Here is an 18,777-nt window from a genome sequence, read left to right on the forward strand (position 1 = left end):
TTATGCCAGAGCCTCCCATAAAAACTCTACGGTCGCTGTACGACCCTCGTCGGACCACCGCGCGGACGGGCAGAGCTGGCGCACCAGACTCAAACCGCGCCCCGACAAACGGTCGAGATCAAGCGGTCTGGCCAGCATGCTGGCCACGTCAAAGCCCGGCCCGCTATCTTCTACGTGAAGTGTCAGACGACCACCCTGGCGATCTGGCACCACGTTCATAGCAACACGAACGTAACCACTTTTTAGCGCAATCAGACGCAGATTGCGCAATTCGTAATATTTTGCAAAACCTTTAGCGTCCCGCTTGAGCCGAGAATCCAGACCCAGCACGCCATGTTCCAGCGCATTGCTATACAGCTCGGACAGCACCGCATGGATCTGAGCGCCCTGGGCACGCAGGCCATGCACCTCCATCAGCATGTGCAGCAAATAAGGCAGCGGGTTGAACTGTTGCAGCGTCGACGCCCGGAATTCGAAACGGGCGGACCAGTCGAGCGGGCTGCATTGGCCGCTGTCGGTGTAGAGCATCGCGGGCATTCCCAGGCGCGGGGCAACCTGCGAGGTGATCTGCACCATGCTGACGTCATCACGGATCTGCCCCTGGAACTGCCGCAACGCCTGCTCGACTTCATCGATCAGATGCTGCGGGTCGCGATTGGCCTCCAGCACGCGCTGCAACCGTTGCGCACCAAACAGCTGTTCATCCGGGCCAGTGGTTTCGGTTACGCCATCGGTGAGCAAGAACAACTGGTCGCCGGGCAGCATGGGCATCACCCGAGTTGAATGGTCAAACGCCTTGGCCTTCAACACCCCCAGCGGCAAATGCTGCGAACTGAGCGCGGTACGTTGCCCCGTGGCCAGGGAGTGCAAATAGCCATCGGGCATTCCCCCGCTCCACACTTCAAGGCTGCGCCTCAGCGCGCTGACACAGACCACGTGGGCGCAGCAGAACATGTCGACCGGCAGGATGCGTTTGAGCTTGGCATTCATTTCACGGAGCATTTCGCCCAGGCCATAGCCCTTGGCCGTCATACTGTAGAACACCTCAGCCAAGGGCATCGCACCAATGGCTGCCGGCAAACCGTGGCCGGTAAAGTCGGCCAGCAGCAGATGGGTATCACCCGAAGGCGTGTGGGCGGCGAGCAGCAAGTCGCCGTTGAACAAGGCGTACGGCGACTGCCGATACTGGATATTCGGGGCGCTCAGGCAGCCCTCGTGGGCCACCCGGTCAAACACCGCCTTGGCCACACGCTGCTCATTGAGCAAATACACATTGTGCCGGGCGATCTGGTCACGCTGCTGCAACACGGTGTCTTGCAGGCGCCGCAGGCGATCCATGACAGTGATCTTGGCGGCCAGCAGCATCGGGTTATACGGCTTGAGCAACACGTCATCACCGCCCGCCTCCAGGGTGCGGGTCAATGCATCGGCGTGATTGAGTGACGTCAGGAAGATGATCGGCACCAGCACTTCCCCGGCCAGCGCCTTGATCTGGCGCGTCGCCTCAAAGCCGTCCATCACCGGCATCAGGCCATCCATCAGCACCAGATGCGGGCGCTGCTGGCGGAAGACCTCCACGGCCTCGGCGCCGTTACTGGCCAGCAACACGGTATGGCCCAGGCGCTGCACGATAGTGGCCAGCAACAGCCGGTCCGCAGCGCTGTCTTCGGCGATCAATATCGTCAGGCCGCGAGCCTGGGGCGGGTTCACTTGATGTCGAACAACTTGTCGAAATTGGAGATGGCCAGGGTTTTGCGCACATCGTTGCTGCTGTTGACCACCTGGATCTCGGCTTCATCGCCACCGGCGTGATCGCGCAGCAACAACAGCATGCCCAGGGCGGAACTGTCGATGTAGGTGGCCTCTTTCAAGTCCACGACAATCGAGTCGGGTTTGGGGACGCTCTTTTCGTAAGCATCACGAAAGTCTTGATGCTTGGCAAAATCAAACCGGCCCTTGATGGCGATGGTCAGTTGGTTGCCGTCGGCTGAAACGTGAGAAGTCACGGCCATGGGGTAGCTCCTGGTTCAGGTATCGATTGACCTGAACTATAGACGCTCTGAAAACCTGCGCAGGCTGTAGGAGCGAGCTTGTCTCGCGATCTTTTAAACGATGAAAAGATCGCGAGGCAAGCTCGCTCCTACAGGGGCATGCGGGATTAGTAGACTTCTTTGCGTGGCAGGCGCTGGGATAGTTCGTCCATCAGTTTTTGCTCGCGCTTGTCTTCAAGCTGGCGCGCTTCGTCGGCGTAGCGCTGGACCAGTTTGCGCAACCCTTCAACCCTGGCGTAGGCCTGTTGCCAGGATTCGCGGGCTTTGTTGAGGTTGTTTTCATGCCATTGCAGGCTTTGGCGTTGCTGGCCCACCGCGGTTTCAAGCTGGCCCAGAAAGTATTGGTAGTTGCGCAGCCATTGGCCGGTTACGCCCTGGCTACCGCGCTCGACCCATTGCGCCTGGTATTCGCCCCGAAAGTTCTCAAGGTCGCCCAGCTTGCTGTTGGCCAGATTGACCTGGCCCTGAAAGTGCCCCAATCGCTGGGCAGCTGCCTTTTCAGTTTTTTCGGCCATTTCGACCACCGGCGCCAGACGCGCTGCCCTTCCTCCGCTCGCCATAATCGTTTAACCACCCGCCGCCGGGGCGAACAGGCTGGCCAGGTGGCCGCCGCTTTCGCCCAGGCTGATGTTGTCGTTTAGCCCTTGGCGCAGGTACGCGACCATGGCTGGTTGCAGGGCAATGGCGGTGTCGGTTTCACGGTCGCCACCGGCCACGTAGGCGCCCACGCTGATCAAGTCCCGTGCTTGCTGGAAGCGTGACCACAGTTGTTTGAATTGCTGCGCCCGGCGCATATGCTCGGCGCTGACCACCGACGGCATGACCCGGCTGATGGACGCTTCAATGTCGATGGCCGGGTAATGGCCCTCTTCGGCCAAACGCCGCGACAGCACGATATGCCCGTCGAGCACGCCCCGCGCCGAGTCGGCAATCGGATCTTGCTGGTCATCGCCTTCGGACAACACGGTATAAAACGCAGTAATCGAGCCGCCTCCGGCTTCGGCATTACCGGCGCGCTCCACCAGCTTGGGCAGCTTGGCGAACACAGACGGCGGGTAGCCCTTGGTTGCGGGCGGTTCGCCAATGGCCAGGGCAATTTCCCGCTGGGCCTGAGCAAAACGGGTCAGCGAGTCCATCAACAGCAGGACGTTTTTGCCCTTGTCGCGAAAGTATTCGGCAATCCGCGTGCAGTACATGGCCGCGCGCAAACGCATCAGCGGCGCATCGTCGGCAGGCGAAGCAACCACCACAGAACGCTTGAGGCCTTCTTCACCGAGGATGTGCTCGATAAATTCCTTCACCTCACGGCCCCGCTCACCGATCAGGCCCACCACGATAATGTCGGCCTCGGTAAAGCGCGTCATCATGCCCAACAGCACGCTCTTGCCCACGCCGGTACCGGCAAACAGGCCCAGACGCTGGCCACGACCGACCGTCAATAATCCGTTGATGCTGCGAATGCCCACGTCCAGCGGCACGCTGATGGGGTCGCGCTTGAGAGGGTTGATGGTCGGGCCGTCCATCGGCACCCAGTCTTCGGCTTTCATCAAGCCTTTGCCGTCCAGGGCGCGGCCCGCACCGTCGAGCACCCGGCCGAGCATGCTCATGCCCATTGGCAAGCGGCCGGTGTCGGCCAAGGGCACCACGCGGGCACCCGGCGCGATCCCGGCCACGCTGCCCACCGGCATCAGGAAAATTTTGCTGCCGGAAAAACCCATCACTTCGGCTTCGACTTCAACCGGGTGAAACAGGTCGTCGTTGATCACCAGACAGCGACTGCCCATGGCGGCACGCAGGCCTTCGGCTTCAAGGGTCAGGCCGACCATGCGCAACAGCCGCCCTTCGACCACCGGCTGGGCCGGTAAAGACACCGCCGGAGCATAGCCGCTCAGGCGCTTGGCGAAGCTGGTGCGCTTAAGGCGCATGGGGCTGGTCCAGGTCGACGTCGATGTCCGGCGCGGCCGGGTGCAGCGACTGCTCGTGCAGTTGATCAAACAGTTGGCTCATCGCCAGTTTGATCCGCGTTTCGATGCTGGCGTCGATGCGGCTGTGTTCGGTTTCGATGCGGCAGCCGCCCGGTTGCAGGCTGTCATCTTCGACAATTTTCCAGCGCTCGTCATGGCGCTCGCGCAGGGCTTTGATCTGGTCAAAGTCTTGCGGGTTGATAAACAGACGGATGTTGTCGGCGCCCATCGGCAGCAGTTTCAAGCTGTCGCGCAGCACTTGCTCGATGTGGCTTGAGTCGGTTTTGAGCTCGCGCTGGATCACCAGCCGGGTCATGTGCTCGACCAGCCCGACCATGGCTTTTTCAAGCTGCTGGTCCTGCTCGGCCAACGGCGCCAGCAGGCTGCCCATTAAACGTTCGAGGCTGGCGACCTTGGCATTCAAGGCCACTTCGGCTTCCTGGCGCACTTTGAGCTGGGTGCTGTGAAACCCTTCTTTTTCGCCGGTGGCAAAGCCTTCGTTCCAGGCTTCCTGGCGGATGCTTTCGAGTTCTTCGAGGGTCAGCGGCTGGACTTCTTCGAGCGGCACTTCTCTGTCGGCGGGCAGTTCTTCAACCGGTTCCGGCTCGGGTTCTTCGGGCTCTTCCTGCCAGGGGTCAAAACTGGGCAGCCCCCATACGTCGAAAGCACCGACATCCTTGGCGCGGATTACATCCCCGGGTGACTCGCCGTTGCTCACTTAGATCATCTCTTCGCCGCCCTTCCCGCCGAGAACGATTTCTCCGGCTTCGGCCATACGGCGGGCAATGGTGAGGATTTCTTTTTGCGCGGTTTCGACGTCGCTGACGCGCACCGGGCCTTTGGCTTCCAGGTCGTCGCGCAGCAGTTCGGCCGCGCGCTTGGACATGTTCTTGAAGATTTTGTCCTGAACGTTGTCGTCAGAGCCCTTGAGCGCCAGTACCAGCACGTCCGAAGACACTTCGCGCAGCAGCGCCTGAATGCCGCGGTCGTCGACATCGGCCAGGTTGTTGAAGACGAACATCAGGTCTTCGATCTGCCCGGACAGGTCTTCGTCGATGTCGCGGATCGAGTCCATCAACTGCGCTTCCATCGAGCTGTCGAGGAAGTTCATGATGTCGGCGGCCCGCTTGATCCCGCCCAGCGAAGTACGCGCCGCGTTGGAGTTACCGGCGAACTGCTTCTCGAGGATCTGGTTGAGCTCTTTCAACGCCGCCGGTTGCACGGTGTTGAGCGAGGACACGCGCAGGATGATGTCCAGCCGCGCCTTCTGGTCGAAATGACCGAGCACTTCGCCTGCCTGATCGGGGTCGAGGTAGGCCACCACGATGGCCTGAATTTGCGGGTGTTCGAAGCGGATCACGTCGGCCACGGCGCGCGGCTCCATCCACTTCAGGCTGTCGAGGCCGCTGGTGTTGCCGCCCAGCAGAATACGGTCGATCAGGCCATTGGCCTTGTCTTCGCCGAGGGCCGAGGTGAGCATTTTGCGGATGTAGCTGTCAGAGCCGACGCCGAGGCTGGTCTGATCGCCGACGATTTCGACGAACTCGCTCATCACCTGCTCGACTTGCTCACGGTGCACGTTGCGCATCTGCGCCATCGCCACACCCACGCGCTGCACTTCTTTGGGCCCCATGTGCCGCAATACTTGCGCGGCATCGGCTTCGCCCAGCGACAGCAGCAAAATCGCTGCCTTGTCGACCCGGGTCAGCTTGGCATTGGCGGCAGCTCGGTTATCACTCATCGGCGTTGATCCACTCTTTGACGACCTGGGCCACGCGGCCCGGGTCTTCGGCTACCAGACTCTTGATGGCATTCAGTTGTGCGTCATAGCCTTCGCTCGGGCTCGGCAACATGATGCTTTGCGGCCCGCCCAGGCTCACGCGGTCGTTGGCCAGCTCACCGTCCAGACCGCCCATGCCGGCCATTTCGGCATCGCTGCCAATGCCCGCCACCTGCTTGTTGCGGCCGTTGCCGGTGATGTTGTTGAGCACCGGGCGCAGCACGCCGAACACCAGCACCAGAATGAACAGCACGCCCAGCACTTGCTTGACCACATCCCAGAACCAGGGCTGCGAGTAGAACGGGATATCGGCAATCACTTCGCCGCGCTCGGAGGAGAACGGCACGTTGATCACGCTCACACTGTCACCGCGGCTGGCATCGAAGCCCACGGCGTCCTGCACCAGGCGGGTGAAGCGCGCCAATTGATCGGCGCTCCACGGCGTGCGGGTGACTTCGCCGTTGGCCGGGTTGACGATGGCCTGATCATCGATGACCACGGCCACCGACAGGCGATTGACTTTGCCCTGCTGCTGCTTGGTGTGACTGATGGAGCGGTCGAGCTCAAAATTGCGGGTCGACTGCGAGCGTTTGTCGGCCGGGTACGGCGCCAGCATCGGTTGGCCGGTGGCCGGGTCCATGATTTGCTGGCCGTTGGCATCCAGCAGCGGCTGGCCCGGTTGCACCATGCCTGCGCCTGCTGCTCCGGCCTGGCCGGTTTGCTGCGGCGCGGTGGCCGGGGCTGGCGGCTGATTGCTCAACGCCCCCGGTACGCCTTGCGGGCCGTTGCTGGCGGTGCGTTGTTCGTTGGTGGATTGCTCGCTGCGCAAGGCCGGCTGGTCGGGGTTGAACTGCTCGGAGGTGGACTCGACCGAGCTGAAATCAACGTCTGCCGAGACTTCGGCCTTGTAGCGATCGTTGCCCAGCACCGGTTGCAAGATGTTGTGCACGCGCTGGGTGAGCATGCCTTCCATGCGCCGGCTGTAATCAAATTGCTTGCCGGCCATGGTCAGCTCGGAGTTTTCCGCCTGATCCGAGAGCAAGTTGCCCTTTTGATCGACCACGGTGACCTGGGACTTGATCAACTCCGGCACGCTGGTGGCCACCAGGTTGATGATCGCCATCACTTGGCCAGGCTCCAGCGAGCGGCCGGGGTACAGCTCAACCAGCACCGAGGCGCTGGGCTTGCGTTCATCGCGCACGAACACCGAGCTTTTCGGGATCGCCAGGTGCACGCGGGCAGCCTTGATGTTGTTGAGGCTGGAAATGGTCCGTGCCAGTTCGCCTTCCAGACCACGGCGATAGCGCGTGGCTTCCATGAACTGGCTGGTGCCCAGGCCCTGGTCTTTGTCGAGGATTTCGAAGCCGATGTTGCCGTCTGAAGGGGTGACGCCTGCGGCCGCGAGCTTGAGCCGCGCCCGTGAGACGTCATCGGCCTTGACCAGCAAGGCGCCGGAATTGGGTTCAACGGTGTAGGCAATATCGGCGGCGGCCAGGGTTTCCATGACCTGCTTGGCGTCCATCCCGGCCAGGCTGCCGTACAGCGGCCGGTAATCGGGCTGTTGCGACCACAACACCACGGCAAAACCGATTGCCACGCTCGCCGCCAGACCGACCATAAGGCCGACCTGACGCAACATGGTCATCTCGGCCAGGTTGTCCAGAAAGGACAAGCCGAACAGCGGCCCTTTGCCGCCACCCAGGCCTGACTTGGCCGGAACGTTTTCCGGAAGTGCATCTGCCATGACTTAATATCGCCCTTAAACCGGCATCTGCATGATGTCTTGGTACGCCTGAACCAGCTTGTTACGCACTTGCGTGATCGCCTGGAAAGACACGCTGGCCTTTTGTGAGGCAACCATCACGTCGGTCAGGTCGACACCGCTTTTACCGATTTCGAACGCGTTGGACAGCTGCGACGACGCTTGCTGCGTCTCGCTGACCTTGTTGATCGCGTTGCCGAGCATGTCGGAGAAGCTCGGTGCACCCGCTTCAGGAGCGGCCTGCACAGCCGATTTGGGTTGAGCCATGGCGTCCATTTGCATGGCCCGCATATCCAACATCAATCGATTAAATTCAATACCTTGGCTCATGGACTATGGCCTCCGCCGACCCGCATTTTTTTGACACTTTCACTGCTCGTAGTGAGGTATAGCAACAAGGGTGCCAGCTCTTTGTCGTTTTCGCACGATTAACGTTACAAAACATCGCAAAGGATAGGTTGAACATCAAAAGCCCCTCTCCCTAGCCCTCTCCCGGAGGGAGAGGGAACTGACCGGGGGATGCCGGTGCTTTGCTGCAATCTGTAAGTCTTGCACTGAATCCAGAAACACCCGAGATAAAGCTCCCTCTCCCTGACCCTCTCCCTGAGGGAGTCGGAACCGACCGGGGAATGCCGGTGCTTTGCTGCAATCTGCAAGTCTTGCTCTGAATCCAGAAACACCCGAGATAAAGCTCCCCCTCCCTGTCCCTCTCCCTGAGGGAGTGGGAACTGACCGGGGGATGCCGGTGCTTTGCTGCAATCTGCAAGCCTTGCTCTGAATCCAGAAACACACGAGATAAAGCTCCCTCTCCCTGTCCCTCTCCCTGAGGGAGTCGGAACCGACCGGGGGGTGCCGGTGCTTTGCTGCAATCTGCAAGCCTTGCTCTGAATCCAGAAACACCCGAGATAAAGCTCCCTCTCCCTGGCCCTCTCCCTGAGGGAGTGGGAACTGACCGGGGGATGCCGGTGCTTTGCTGCAATCTGCAAGTCTTGCACTGAATCCAGAAACACACGAGACAAAGCTCCCTCTCCTTGGCCCTCTCCCTGAGGGAGTCGGAACTGACCAGGGGATGCCGGTGCTTTGCTGCAATCTGCAAGTCTTGCACTGAATCCAGAAACACCCGAGATAAAGCTCCCTCTCCCTCCGGGAGAGGGTTGGGGTGAGGGGTTTTTCAGGTTGCAGCAAACAAGTACGCCTCAACATCCATCCCGGCATCACGCATTTGCGCCAGCTTGTAGCGCAAGGTGCGCGGGCTGATGCCCAGGCGTTCGGCCGCTTCTTTGCGCCGCCCCCGCTCGGCACGCAAGGTGTCGATGATCATTTCAAACTCATGGCGACGCAGGTCGTCGCCCAACGCGCCGGACGACTCGACCGGCGCCACCGCAGGCAGCGGCGCGTACGTCACCGGCCCGGCCAGGCAGAAGTCGGCCGCTTCAATCAAGCCGCTTTGTTGCAGGATCAGCGCCCGCTGGATTGCGTTGTCCAGTTCACGCACATTGCCCGGCCACGGGTAACCCACCAGGCACGCCTGGGCCTGCGCCGAGAAACGCACCGGAGCATACTTCATTTTGCTGATGTGCTTGGCCAGCAGCCGCTCGGCCAACGGCACGATATCGGCGGTGCGTTCTCGCAACGGGCGCCAGGCCAGCGGAAACACCGATAACCGATAGTACAAATCTTCGCGGAAGCGCCCCGCCGCCACTTCACCGGCCAGGTCACGGTTGGTGGTGGCGATCACGCGGATATCCAGGGCAATGGGTTTGCGCCCGCCCACGCGCTCGACTTCACGTTCCTGCAACACCCGCAGCAACTTGGCTTGCAGGCCCAGGGGCATTTCCGAAATTTCGTCGAGCAGCAAGGTGCCGCCATCGGCCTGTTCGAACTTGCCCGCCTGCGCTGCAATGGCGCCGGTGAACGAGCCTTTTTCGTGGCCGAACAAGGTGGCTTCGAGCATGTTGTCCGGGATCGCCGCGCAGTTGATCGCCACGAATGGCTGATCGATCCGGCTGGAATGCTGGTGGATGTAACGCGCCAGCACTTCTTTACCGGTGCCCGACTCCCCGGAAATCAACACCGTCGAGTCACTTTTGGCCACCCGCGCCGCCAGCGCCAACAGTTGCGTGCTGGCCGGTTCAACCGCCACCGGGCCTTCGCTGTCTGCCGCGCCCAGGCTGCCCAGCGCATGGCGTGCCACCAGATCAAGCAAGGCTTTGGGTTCAAACGGCTTGACCAAGTAATCCGCCGCACCTTGACGCATCGCATCGACGGCACGCTCTACCGCGCCGTGGGCGGTCATCAACAGCACCGGCAACTGCGGATGGCTGGCGCGCAGGCGGCCCAGCAGTTGGTGGCCGTCCATGCCCGGCATGTTGACGTCGCTGACCACCAGGCTGAAGGCTTCGCCCGCCACCGCGTGCAATGCTTCTTCGCCGGAGCCGACGGCCTTGAAGTCGTGACCGGCCAACAACAACGTGTCGGCCAGCGCTTCACGCAAGGCGCGGTCATCCTCGACCAGTAGCACTTTGATTTGCATCGCCATCAGTTAGCCTCCCCTGCAACGGCAATCAGCGGCAAGCTGAGCAAGGCACAGGTGCCCCGCCCCAGCCGCGAACGTAAGCCCAGATCACCCTGGTGCGCACGCACCACGGCGGTGACCACAGCCAGTCCGAGCCCGGTGCCGGTGGCCTTGGTGGTGAAAAAAGGTTCGCCCAAACGCTCCAGCACTTTGGGTTCGATGCCGCTGCCGCTATCGCTCACGCACAGGCGCAGCTGGTTGTCGCGGGCATACAGGTGCACCTTGAGGCGCACCGCACCGGCTTGCAGGGCGTTTTCGATGAGGTTGAGCAGCGCGCCCACCAGCGTGTCGCGGTTACACAGCACCAGCCCGGTGTGCACATCGCACTGCCAACGCATTGACACACCCTCAACGTGGGTCTGTGCCGCTGCCTGCAATGCTTGCATCAAGGCTTTAGGGGAAACCCGATCCGCCAGCGGCAGTTCGCCACGGGCAAACACCAGCATGTCGCGCACCTGGTGTTCCAGTTCGTGCAGGCGTTCTTTCAAGCGCCCTGCAAAGCGCTGCTGGGTTTCGACCGGCAACGTTTGTTCAGTCAAATGGCTGGCGTAGATCAACGCCGCCGACAAGGGCGTGCGGATCTGATGCGCGAGGGAGGTGACCATGCGCCCCAGCGACGACAAACGTTCGTGCCGGGACAGCTGGTCTTGCAGGCGCCGGGTTTCTGTCAGGTCGTTGAGCAACACCAGTTGCCCCGGCTCCGGATCCAGCGAGCGGGTGGCAATCGACAGGCGACGGCCGTCTTTAAGCGAGATTTCATGGCCATCGTCTTCACGCGGCGCGAAGCAGCGGGCAATCACCTGGCGCCACAATTCACCTTGCAGCGGCAGCCCCAACAGCTCGCATGCCGCCGGGTTGGCCTCGCTGACCAGTCCGCGATCGTCGATCACAATGACGCCGCCGGGCAGCAAGTCCAGCAGGTGCTGCAAGCGATTGGCCAGCCGCTGGTTTTCTGCCAGCTCAGCCACGCGCCGCTCCCCAGCCAGCGCCAGCTCGCCTTTAAGCTCGGCAACCCGGGCTTCCAGCAGGCTGTAGGAGTCGGTCAACTGGGTCGACATCTGATTGAACAGCGAGAACGCCTGCTCAAGCTGCGCCGCGTTGGCGGGCATGGTGCTCAGAGACGCGGCAGCCCCTGCGAGATCAGGGACCGAGGACTGTTGGGCGGCGTGGGGCATGGGACGTTCTCGCGTGGCTGACCGTCATAAAACGGTTCGTTAAACCAAGCAAAGCAATACCCGTGCCCGAAAAATAACATTGGCTCGATGAAGGGGGATGCGTTGACGCAGATCAAAGGATTGAAACTGGACCCTGTAGGAGCGAGCTTGTCTCGCGAGCTTTTTAAAAGATCAAAAGATCGCGAGACAAGCTCGCTCCTACAGTTAGGGCGGGGTTAGTCGTCGCCCTGCTCTTCGCCTTCGCGGCGGCTCATGCCGTATTTGCGCATTTTCTCAACCAGGGTGGTACGACGGATCCGCAGGCGCTCGGCCGCGCGGGCCACAATGCCGTTGGCGTCGTCCAGCGCTTGCTGGATCAAGCCTTGTTCCAGCCCGCCCAGGTAGTCCTTGAGGTCCAGGCCTTCAGGCGGCAGCATCGCGCCGGTGGTGAAGTCCGGCGTGTGGCTGTTGATGGCAACGCGCTCTTCCATATCACTGCGCAGGCTGTCGACCAACTGCTCGTCTTCATCGTCGACATAGCGGAATTTTTTCGGCAGCTCTGCCACGCCGATCACGCCATAGGGATGCATGATCGCCATGCGCTCAACCAGGTTGGCCAGCTCGCGGACGTTGCCCGGCCAGGCGTGGCGGCAGAGCGACATGATGGCGCCCGAGTTGAAGCGGATCGAGCCGCGCTTTTCGTGTTCCATGCGTGAAATCAGCTCGTTGAGCAGCAGCGGAATGTCTTCCACCCGCTCACGCAGAGGCGCCATTTCAATCGGGAACACGTTGAGGCGGTAGTACAAGTCTTCGCGGAAGGCGCCGACTTCGATCATGCTTTCGAGGTTTTTGTGGGTGGCCGCAATGATCCGCACATCGGCGCTTTGGGTCTTGTTGCTGCCCACGCGCTCAAAGGTGCGTTCCTGCAACACCCGCAGCAGTTTAACTTGCATCGGCAGCGGCATGTCGCCGATTTCATCGAGGAACAGCGTGCCGCCATTGGCCAGTTCGAAACGCCCGGCGCGGCTGGTGATGGCTCCGGTGAACGCGCCCTTCTCGTGCCCGAACAGCTCGCTTTCAAGCAGCTCTGCCGGGATCGCCCCGCAATTGACCGGCACAAACGGCGCATCGCGGCGCTTGGAATGGTAATGCAGGTTGCGCGCGACCACTTCCTTGCCGGTCCCGGACTCGCCGAGGATCAACACGCTGGCGTCGGTGTCGGCCACTTGCTGCATCATCTGGCGCACGTGCTGAATCGCCCGGCTGGTGCCGACGAGGCTGCGAAACAGGTTGGGTTCACGATGACGACCGCGCTCACGGGCCTGATCGTACATTTCACGATAGACCTGGGCACGGTGCAGCGAATCGAGCAATTTGCTGTAGCTGGGCGGCATTTCGAGGCTGGACAGCACGCGACGACGCTGGTCGTCGGGCAGCTCGGTCGAAGAAATATCACCTAAAAGCAGAATGGGCAGGAACTCATCCCAGGCTGCGAGTGTCTTAAGCAGGCTTGAAATTCCGCCAGCAGCGCTCACCGTGCCAATCAGCACGCAGAGCACTTCACGGCTGGACGACAGGCCTGTAACCGCCTGCTCCCACTCGTGACTAGGGCTGGTTAAATTCTCTTCGCCGAGAAAACTTAAAATTACCGCCAGGTCATGGCGGCGGACGCTATCGTCATCAATCAGCAGAATTTTGGTTTCACGCCACATGCAATAGCAACTTCCCTAGTAAACTCAGCGCTCCGGACAATGTGGAGCACACTAGCCGCCCCGATCCTGTTGGATGTGTGAGGCGACTGAAACAGAATACGTACTAGTTAAGTCAAAAAAACATACACAGTCAAATTTATGGCGCCGCCAAACAGATTAACCCTATACTTCTTATGCCTTAACCGAACAAATGGTAAACCTTTGAAGCATTTTTTGCTTGGTTGATCTGCGCCATTTGTTCGACGACCAGTTGCCGCTCGTCCGTAGCGGCCTCCAGCAGCATGCGATACACCACCAACAACCCCTCCAGATTTTCGCGCAGCACCGCTTCGTCCAGCGGGCGTTCGTCGAGTACTGTCTCAACACATTCACGGCACGCCGAGTCCAGCTCGCCGATGGCATCCCAATTGCGCGCCGCCAGGGCATCGATCAGCGCGTCGCGGGTTTCTTGAATTCGTTGCAGTTGGCTCATGACGCACTCCTCAGGCCATTAGATTGATTGCGGGGCGATCTCGTCCCAGCCGCTTTTCACCGTGATCAGCAGGCGCGCGACTTCGTCGATGATTTCAGAATCGTTTTTGATATTGGCCTGGGTCAGACGCACAGCCATGTATTCGTACAGGTCATCGAGTTGCTGCAGCGCCGCCTTGTCGTCGGTCTTGTCAGCATCCAGGCCCTGACGCAAACCGCCAATAATGTCGACGGCTTTGGTCAGCAACAGTGCCTTCTGCGGGATATCACCACGGCTCAACGCACCTTTGGCCTGGGCCATGCGATCCAGACCGCCTTCCATCAGCATTTGAATCAAGCGATGAGGGCTGGCTTCGGAGATTTGAGCGTGGGAATTGACCTTCTGATACTGACGAAGGGCGCGCATCGGGTTCATGTTTCTACCTCATCACAAATGGGCTAAGTCTTACTTCTTATGTCGGCGCCGGGGCTCAAAGCTTTAGCGCTCAAGCCGCACCAGATGCCCGGAAATCAGTTATTCGACTTCGGGTTATTCAGCGAATTGAGCGTGGTCATGATGCTGGAGCTGCTGGCGTTGATCTTCGCAATCAGGCCATCCATCGCCGTGTATTTGGCGGTCAGGGAAGACTTGAGCGCATCCATGCGCCGATCCAGATCGGCTTGCTGCGTAGTCAACCCCGTCAACTTGGTGTTCAAGTCTGCAGCGCGAGTGGCCAGCAGGCCCGTGGTCCCCACATAACTGCTAGTGGCTTTATCCATGCGAGAGATCAAACCGGTGTCGCCAGTAAACACCTTGGCAATTTCAGTCGCGCCATTCTTGGTCGCCACGGCGGCGTTCCACTTGGTGTCATCCAGGCTTAACAGCCCGGTTTTGGCATCGGTGCCGATCCCCATTTGAGACAAGTTACCAACGCTTGAACCACTGGTGTTTTGCAACAACTCACTGCGCAGACTGCTGACCAGTTGGCGCATCGAAGCATCACCCGTCAGAGCCCCTGACGTAGTGGTCGATGCATCGCCGGTGGCCGTCACTTTGGTTTGCGTATTGATACTGGTCAGCAACGTGTTATAGGCCGTGACAAACGACTGCACCGAGGTTTTCAGCGTATCGGTATTGGACGCCACAGTGATGGTGGACGCCTTGGTGTCGATCAATTCCAAGGTCACACCGCTGATGGCCGAGGTGATCTTATTGCTTGAGGACTCCATCGCAATACCGTCGATGGTGTACTGGGCATTCGCCGGAGCTTTACCGGCGTCAAAGCCGCTGGACAACTCAGAGTCACCGCTCAGGGTGATATCCGTGCCCTTACCGGTGGTCTGCGAACTGATGACCAGCCGCGAGCCATTGGCATCGGTCAACACGTTGGCGCTGATGCCCTTAGATTGCAATTGCGTGTTAATAGCTTCGCGGGTCTGCTGCATCGTTGCGCCAGCCGGGATACTGACGTTGTAATCGTTGTCAGACTGCGAAATGGTCAGCGTCGTAGCTTCGTTTCCCGCATTGACCACGGCAGAACTGCCGCCCTCAAAAACCTTGCTGGTAACTTTGGAGGCGGTCGCCAATTGCGTGACGTCAAGCGCGTATTTGCCAGCCGACGCCTTGTCATCAATGGTGACCTTGGAAATTTTCTCGTCAGACGACGAGGCCACGAGTCCGTTGAAACTGGACACGCTGTTGAGCTTGTCAATCGCGGTGCGATAACTTTCGAGCGCTACTTTGATACTACCCACAGCAGACAACTGCGTGGTGGTACTGGTTTGCAGCTTGGTGATCTGGCTCTGCTTGGGGGCTTTTTCGGCGTCCACCAAAGCCTTGACGATACCGACTGTATCGAAACCCGAGCCGACACCGGTAATGGTTGAACTGGCCATCTGTATTCTCCTTATTCGGTTTCGGCGGCTGCCATTTTATTGGCGAGAAGAGCCTGGGCAGCAGAAATCATCACAATTCATGCCACCTGCGCTACAGCACACCAAAAAACAAAAGGGCACGTAAACGCGCCCCCTTGTGTTCAACCGAACGCGATGTTTACTGAAGCAGCTTCATCACAGCGGACGGCAGTTGGTTCGCCTGAGACAGGATCGCGGTGGACGCCTGTTGCAGGGTTTGTTGCTTGGTCAACTCAGCGGCTTCGGAGGCGAAGTCGGTGTCCTGAACACGACCCAGTGCCGCGTTCGAGTTCTCGGAAATGCTCTGCAGGTTGGACACAGTGCTGGTGAAACGGTTTTGCACCGCGCCCAGTGCCGAACGCTGAGTGTCGATCTGCTGGATCGCATCAGCCAGTGCCTGCACGGTACGCTGAGAGTCAGCGGCTGTCAGAATACTCAGGTCGGCGACGGTGGTTTCGACGGTAGTGGCTTTCGTGGCCGGATCTGTAGAGGCGCCTGTAAGCCCCAGCGCCTTCAAACCTGAACCTGAAGCACCATCCTTGATAGAAATGTCCTTGGTGGAGAACAACTTCAAAGTACCGTCATCATTCTTGCTAGCCGTTACGCCAGTGCTGGCGCTGTTAATCGACGAAACGATAGTGTCCGTAGAATCGCCCTTCTTGAACTTGACCTCAACACCGTTAAGCTCAATCGAGGTATCAGCAGACAATTTCGCTTGAGATGTACCCGCCGAGAGGCCCAACTGATCCAAGGAACCACCCTTAGTGTTAGCCAGCTTGATATCTTTGCCATCATTGGTGGTTAAAGATACCCGCCCATTTTCAAACGTAGCCTTGGCGCCATCACCTGCTTGGGTCGCCAAACTTTTCAAGACATCGTCCATTGTCTTGGTTGTGTCCCATGTAACCTCCTTGCCATTTACAGTAACACTTCCATCTGTGGCCATCTTGGTTGTTAATGCTGGCTGCACTTGAGCAGTAGTTGCTGTATCCAGACCAAGATTTGCCAAGCCTGCGTTATCACCGGCAGCTTTTCCTGCAACTGCTGGAATGTAGCCTTCCTCACCTTCAGTTCCAACTGCATCCTGAGCCTTAACTGCAGGATCGATCACTGCCTCGAGCTTAATGGCACTCTTGGACGTTAGAACCAACTTGCCCTCAGCAACGCTGGCAGTGACACCGGTTTTATCCGTTTTACCATTAATGGCTGTCACTGCCGCATCAGCAGCGGCGGTGCCGGCTTCGGCATCATCAAATGAAATTTCTTCACCATTAATCTTAATTTTATCTGTCGCAGTAGTGGCCTTTGGAGAAGCGACCGCGGTGACCTCAGTTTTTATGCTCAACACAGTACCAACTGTAGTTGCGCTCAACCCCTTCAACGCAGTACCGCTGGTGCTCGCTTCACTGTAAGAACCTTTCAACGCAGTAGCACTGATATCGCTCATGCCAAACGAAATGGTCTGGTTGGCATCAGCACCTACCTGGAAGGCCTGGTTCTGGAACGAGCCGTCCAGCAGATTACGACCACCGAAGGTGGTGGTTTGGGCGATACGGGTCAGTTCACCGGTTTTCGCTGTAAATTCTTGTTGCAGGGCCGAACGGTCAGCGTCGCTTTTGTCACCGTTCGCCGCCTGCAGAGCCAGTTCACGCAGACGCTGCAGAATGTTGGTCGACTCTTGCATCGCGCCTTCAGCAGTCTGTGCGATCGACGTACCGTTGTTGGCGTTGGCGATGGCAACGGTCATGCCTTTGGTCTGCGAGGTCAGACGGTTGGCCATCTGCAGGCCAGCGGCGTCGTCTTTGGCGCTGTTGATTTTCAGGCCGGAAGACAGACGGGTCATCGAGGTGCTCAGCGCATCACCGGCTTTGTTCAGGTTCTTCTGAACGGTCTGGGACGTGACGTTGGTGTTTACGGATAAAGCCATGACGAAATCCTCATTAGATAAATACTGCGGCTTCCGGCCCTGGCAACCGCCGGGTGTGGCCTAGAGAACCTTCGTAATAGTTATCGTCGTGATGGCAGGATGCTTGAGGGCTTTTTTGATTTTTTTTACAGGCGGGGTTTCATGCCTTGTGTTTCAAGGGGTTGCGCGTTGTCCCCTGGCAAAATCTGATCGTGTAGGAGCGAGCTTGCCTCGCGATCTTTTGATCTTCTAAAAGATCGCGAGGCAAGCTCGCTCCTACAGCGGGGTCGATTGTTGTGTCTAGCGCGTGTTTAGTCGCGATAGATGATCGCTGAGCCCCACGACAGGCCCACGCCGAACCCGCTCAGCGCGACGCGCTTCCAGGCGGCGTCCATCACGTGTTTTTCCAGCAGCAGCGGAATGCTCGAGGACACGGTGTTGCCGGTCTCGACCATGTCCTTGATGAACTTCTCGGGCTCGCTTTCTTCAAAACGACGGGCCACGGCGTCAACAATCGCTGCGCTGCCCTGGTGGATGCAGAACGCGTCGATGTCTGTGGCTTTGAGTTCGGACTCGTCCAGCAGTTCGTGCAGGTGCGCCGGGACTTTGACCAGGGCGAAGTTGAACACCTGGCGACCGTTCATAAAGAACACGCCATCGCTGACTTTCAGGTGCGGTGCGCCCGAGCCGTCGGTGCCGAATTTGGCTTTGCCCAGCTGCCAGGTGGCGTCTTCGCCCATCCAGGTGGCGGTGGCGGCGTCGCCAAATAGCATGGTGGTGTTGCGGTCTTCGGGGTCGACGATTTTGGAGTACGGGTCGGCGGTCACCAGCAAGCCGTTTTTCAGGCCCGCGGCTTCCATAAAGCCTTTCATGGCGTAGATGCCATACACGTAGCCCGAGCAGCCCAGAGAGATGTCGAACGCAGCCACGTGGGTCGGCAGGCCCAGCTTGTCTTGTACGATGGCAGCGGTGTGCGGCAGGCCTTCGGCGTCACCGTTCTGGGTGACGACGATCAGCGCGTCGATGGATTCACGCGAGAGCTGCGGGTTGTTGGCGAACAGTGCGTTGACGGCTTCTACGCACAGGTCTGAGGTTTCCTGGTCAGCATCTTTACGCGGCAAGAAGGCCGAGCCAATCTTGCCCAGAATGAAGTCTTCGTCCTTGGAGAACTTCGCGCCCTGAGCGTAGTTGTCTACGCCGTTTGCAGGCACGTAACTGGCGATGCTTTTAATGCCAATCATTGTGGCTTCCCAATACTAATAGCTGGAGATCACCCGCTCAGCTAACCGAGGGGCGTTGACAATAAGAGGGCTTCGTCGCGCAAAAACAGCGGCGAAATGGGCACCTGACACCTGCAAAAAAACACACAAATCAGCTGAAAATAGCCCGGCGCCCGCCCAAACGTTTCACACGATACAGTGAAGATGCGCGTTGTGACTCATAGGTCACTCTAATTTGTGTGGTTTTATACAAAAGATTTCAGAGAAGTTGTAGTCGCTGTCGAGGCAC

16 protein-coding genes are annotated in these 18,777 nt (G+C 59.3%); all 16 read right to left on the minus strand.

Annotated elements, in window-relative coordinates; translation table 11 throughout:
- Complete coding sequence (locus ACJJU9_RS16165; RefSeq protein WP_407728985.1) at nucleotides 1-1,710, minus strand: SpoIIE family protein phosphatase; 1,710 nt, start codon at nucleotides 1,708-1,710, stop codon at nucleotides 1-3.
- The gene (locus ACJJU9_RS16170; protein ID WP_153336189.1) at nucleotides 1,707-2,012 is read right to left on the minus strand and encodes an STAS domain-containing protein; all 306 of its coding nucleotides are present in this window, start codon (nucleotides 2,010-2,012) and stop codon (nucleotides 1,707-1,709) included. The genes ACJJU9_RS16165 and ACJJU9_RS16170 overlap by 4 nt, the downstream gene beginning before the upstream one ends.
- A 146-nt stretch (nucleotides 2,013-2,158) precedes the next feature.
- Nucleotides 2,159-2,611: a flagellar export protein FliJ gene (gene fliJ, locus ACJJU9_RS16175; RefSeq protein ID WP_048371419.1), complete on the minus strand. Its 453-nt coding sequence runs from the start codon at nucleotides 2,609-2,611 to the stop codon at nucleotides 2,159-2,161.
- Between the two features lie 6 nt (nucleotides 2,612-2,617).
- A complete protein-coding gene (gene fliI, locus ACJJU9_RS16180) occupies nucleotides 2,618-3,976 on the minus strand; it encodes a flagellar protein export ATPase FliI (protein WP_048386051.1) in 1,359 nt (452 codons plus the stop codon).
- A complete protein-coding gene (gene fliH / locus ACJJU9_RS16185; RefSeq protein ID WP_407728986.1) occupies nucleotides 3,966-4,733 on the minus strand; it encodes a flagellar assembly protein FliH in 768 nt (255 codons plus the stop codon). Before fliH ends, fliI begins: the two co-directional genes overlap by 11 nt.
- Entirely contained in the window at nucleotides 4,734-5,756 is a 1,023-nt protein-coding gene (gene fliG, locus ACJJU9_RS16190) for a flagellar motor switch protein FliG (protein WP_048371424.1), read from the minus strand.
- A complete protein-coding gene (fliF, locus tag ACJJU9_RS16195; protein ID WP_048371426.1) occupies nucleotides 5,749-7,539 on the minus strand; it encodes a flagellar basal-body MS-ring/collar protein FliF in 1,791 nt (596 codons plus the stop codon). Before fliF ends, fliG begins: the two co-directional genes overlap by 8 nt.
- A gap of 15 nt (nucleotides 7,540-7,554) precedes the next feature.
- Complete coding sequence (gene fliE, locus ACJJU9_RS16200) at nucleotides 7,555-7,887, minus strand: flagellar hook-basal body complex protein FliE (protein ID WP_048371428.1); 333 nt, start codon at nucleotides 7,885-7,887, stop codon at nucleotides 7,555-7,557.
- An 841-nt stretch (nucleotides 7,888-8,728) separates the two neighbouring features.
- Nucleotides 8,729-10,090: a sigma-54-dependent transcriptional regulator gene (locus ACJJU9_RS16205; protein WP_407731002.1), complete on the minus strand. Its 1,362-nt coding sequence runs from the start codon at nucleotides 10,088-10,090 to the stop codon at nucleotides 8,729-8,731.
- Nucleotides 10,091-10,095: 5 nt separating this feature from the next.
- Entirely contained in the window at nucleotides 10,096-11,241 is a 1,146-nt protein-coding gene (locus ACJJU9_RS16210; RefSeq protein WP_227024842.1) for a PAS domain-containing sensor histidine kinase, read from the minus strand.
- A 281-nt stretch (nucleotides 11,242-11,522) separates the two neighbouring features.
- On the minus strand, nucleotides 11,523-12,998 hold the full coding sequence (locus ACJJU9_RS16215) for a sigma-54 dependent transcriptional regulator (protein WP_153336187.1): 1,476 nt from the start codon (nucleotides 12,996-12,998) through the stop codon (nucleotides 11,523-11,525).
- A 178-nt stretch (nucleotides 12,999-13,176) separates the two neighbouring features.
- A complete protein-coding gene (locus ACJJU9_RS16220; protein WP_048371434.1) occupies nucleotides 13,177-13,470 on the minus strand; it encodes a hypothetical protein in 294 nt (97 codons plus the stop codon).
- Between the two features lie 18 nt (nucleotides 13,471-13,488).
- Nucleotides 13,489-13,884 (minus strand): flagellar export chaperone FliS, encoded by a 396-nt coding sequence (gene fliS, locus ACJJU9_RS16225; protein ID WP_407728987.1) that lies wholly within the window; start codon nucleotides 13,882-13,884, stop codon nucleotides 13,489-13,491.
- A 95-nt stretch (nucleotides 13,885-13,979) separates the two neighbouring features.
- Nucleotides 13,980-15,344, minus strand: a complete 1,365-nt coding sequence (gene fliD, locus ACJJU9_RS16230) for a flagellar filament capping protein FliD (protein WP_407728988.1) — start codon at nucleotides 15,342-15,344, stop codon at nucleotides 13,980-13,982.
- Nucleotides 15,345-15,501: 157 nt separating this feature from the next.
- Complete coding sequence (locus tag ACJJU9_RS16235; RefSeq protein ID WP_407728989.1) at nucleotides 15,502-17,289, minus strand: flagellin; 1,788 nt, start codon at nucleotides 17,287-17,289, stop codon at nucleotides 15,502-15,504.
- Between the two features lie 290 nt (nucleotides 17,290-17,579).
- Entirely contained in the window at nucleotides 17,580-18,509 is a 930-nt protein-coding gene (locus ACJJU9_RS16240; RefSeq protein ID WP_048386068.1) for a ketoacyl-ACP synthase III, read from the minus strand.
- Nucleotides 18,510-18,777: the final 268 nt, after the last annotated feature.

This window comes from Pseudomonas helleri, from assembly GCF_045830615.1.
Classification (GTDB): Bacteria; Pseudomonadota; Gammaproteobacteria; order Pseudomonadales; family Pseudomonadaceae; genus Aquipseudomonas; species Aquipseudomonas helleri.

Bases quoted from the DNA above. Each gene is read 5' to 3' on its own strand.
- fliS (WP_407728987.1), bottom strand. From the start codon at position 13,884: ATGAACCCGATGCGCGCCCTTCGTCAGTATCAGAAGGTCAATTCCCAC.
- ACJJU9_RS16205 (WP_407731002.1), bottom strand. From the start codon at position 10,090: ATGCAAATCAAAGTGCTACTGGTCGAGGATGACCGCGCCTTGCGTGAA.
- fliJ (WP_048371419.1), bottom strand. From the start codon at position 2,611: ATGGCGAGCGGAGGAAGGGCAGCGCGTCTGGCGCCGGTGGTCGAAATG.
- ACJJU9_RS16170 (WP_153336189.1), bottom strand. From the start codon at position 2,012: ATGGCCGTGACTTCTCACGTTTCAGCCGACGGCAACCAACTGACCATC.
- fliE (WP_048371428.1), bottom strand. From the start codon at position 7,887: ATGAGCCAAGGTATTGAATTTAATCGATTGATGTTGGATATGCGGGCC.
- ACJJU9_RS16240 (WP_048386068.1), bottom strand. From the start codon at position 18,509: ATGATTGGCATTAAAAGCATCGCCAGTTACGTGCCTGCAAACGGCGTA.
- fliI (WP_048386051.1), bottom strand. From the start codon at position 3,976: ATGCGCCTTAAGCGCACCAGCTTCGCCAAGCGCCTGAGCGGCTATGCT.
- ACJJU9_RS16210 (WP_227024842.1), bottom strand. From the start codon at position 11,241: ATGCCCGCCAACGCGGCGCAGCTTGAGCAGGCGTTCTCGCTGTTCAAT.
- ACJJU9_RS16215 (WP_153336187.1), bottom strand. From the start codon at position 12,998: ATGTGGCGTGAAACCAAAATTCTGCTGATTGATGACGATAGCGTCCGC.
- ACJJU9_RS16235 (WP_407728989.1), bottom strand. From the start codon at position 17,289: ATGGCTTTATCCGTAAACACCAACGTCACGTCCCAGACCGTTCAGAAG.
- ACJJU9_RS16220 (WP_048371434.1), bottom strand. From the start codon at position 13,470: ATGAGCCAACTGCAACGAATTCAAGAAACCCGCGACGCGCTGATCGAT.
- fliG (WP_048371424.1), bottom strand. From the start codon at position 5,756: ATGAGTGATAACCGAGCTGCCGCCAATGCCAAGCTGACCCGGGTCGAC.
- fliF (WP_048371426.1), bottom strand. From the start codon at position 7,539: ATGGCAGATGCACTTCCGGAAAACGTTCCGGCCAAGTCAGGCCTGGGT.
- fliD (WP_407728988.1), bottom strand. From the start codon at position 15,344: ATGGCCAGTTCAACCATTACCGGTGTCGGCTCGGGTTTCGATACAGTC.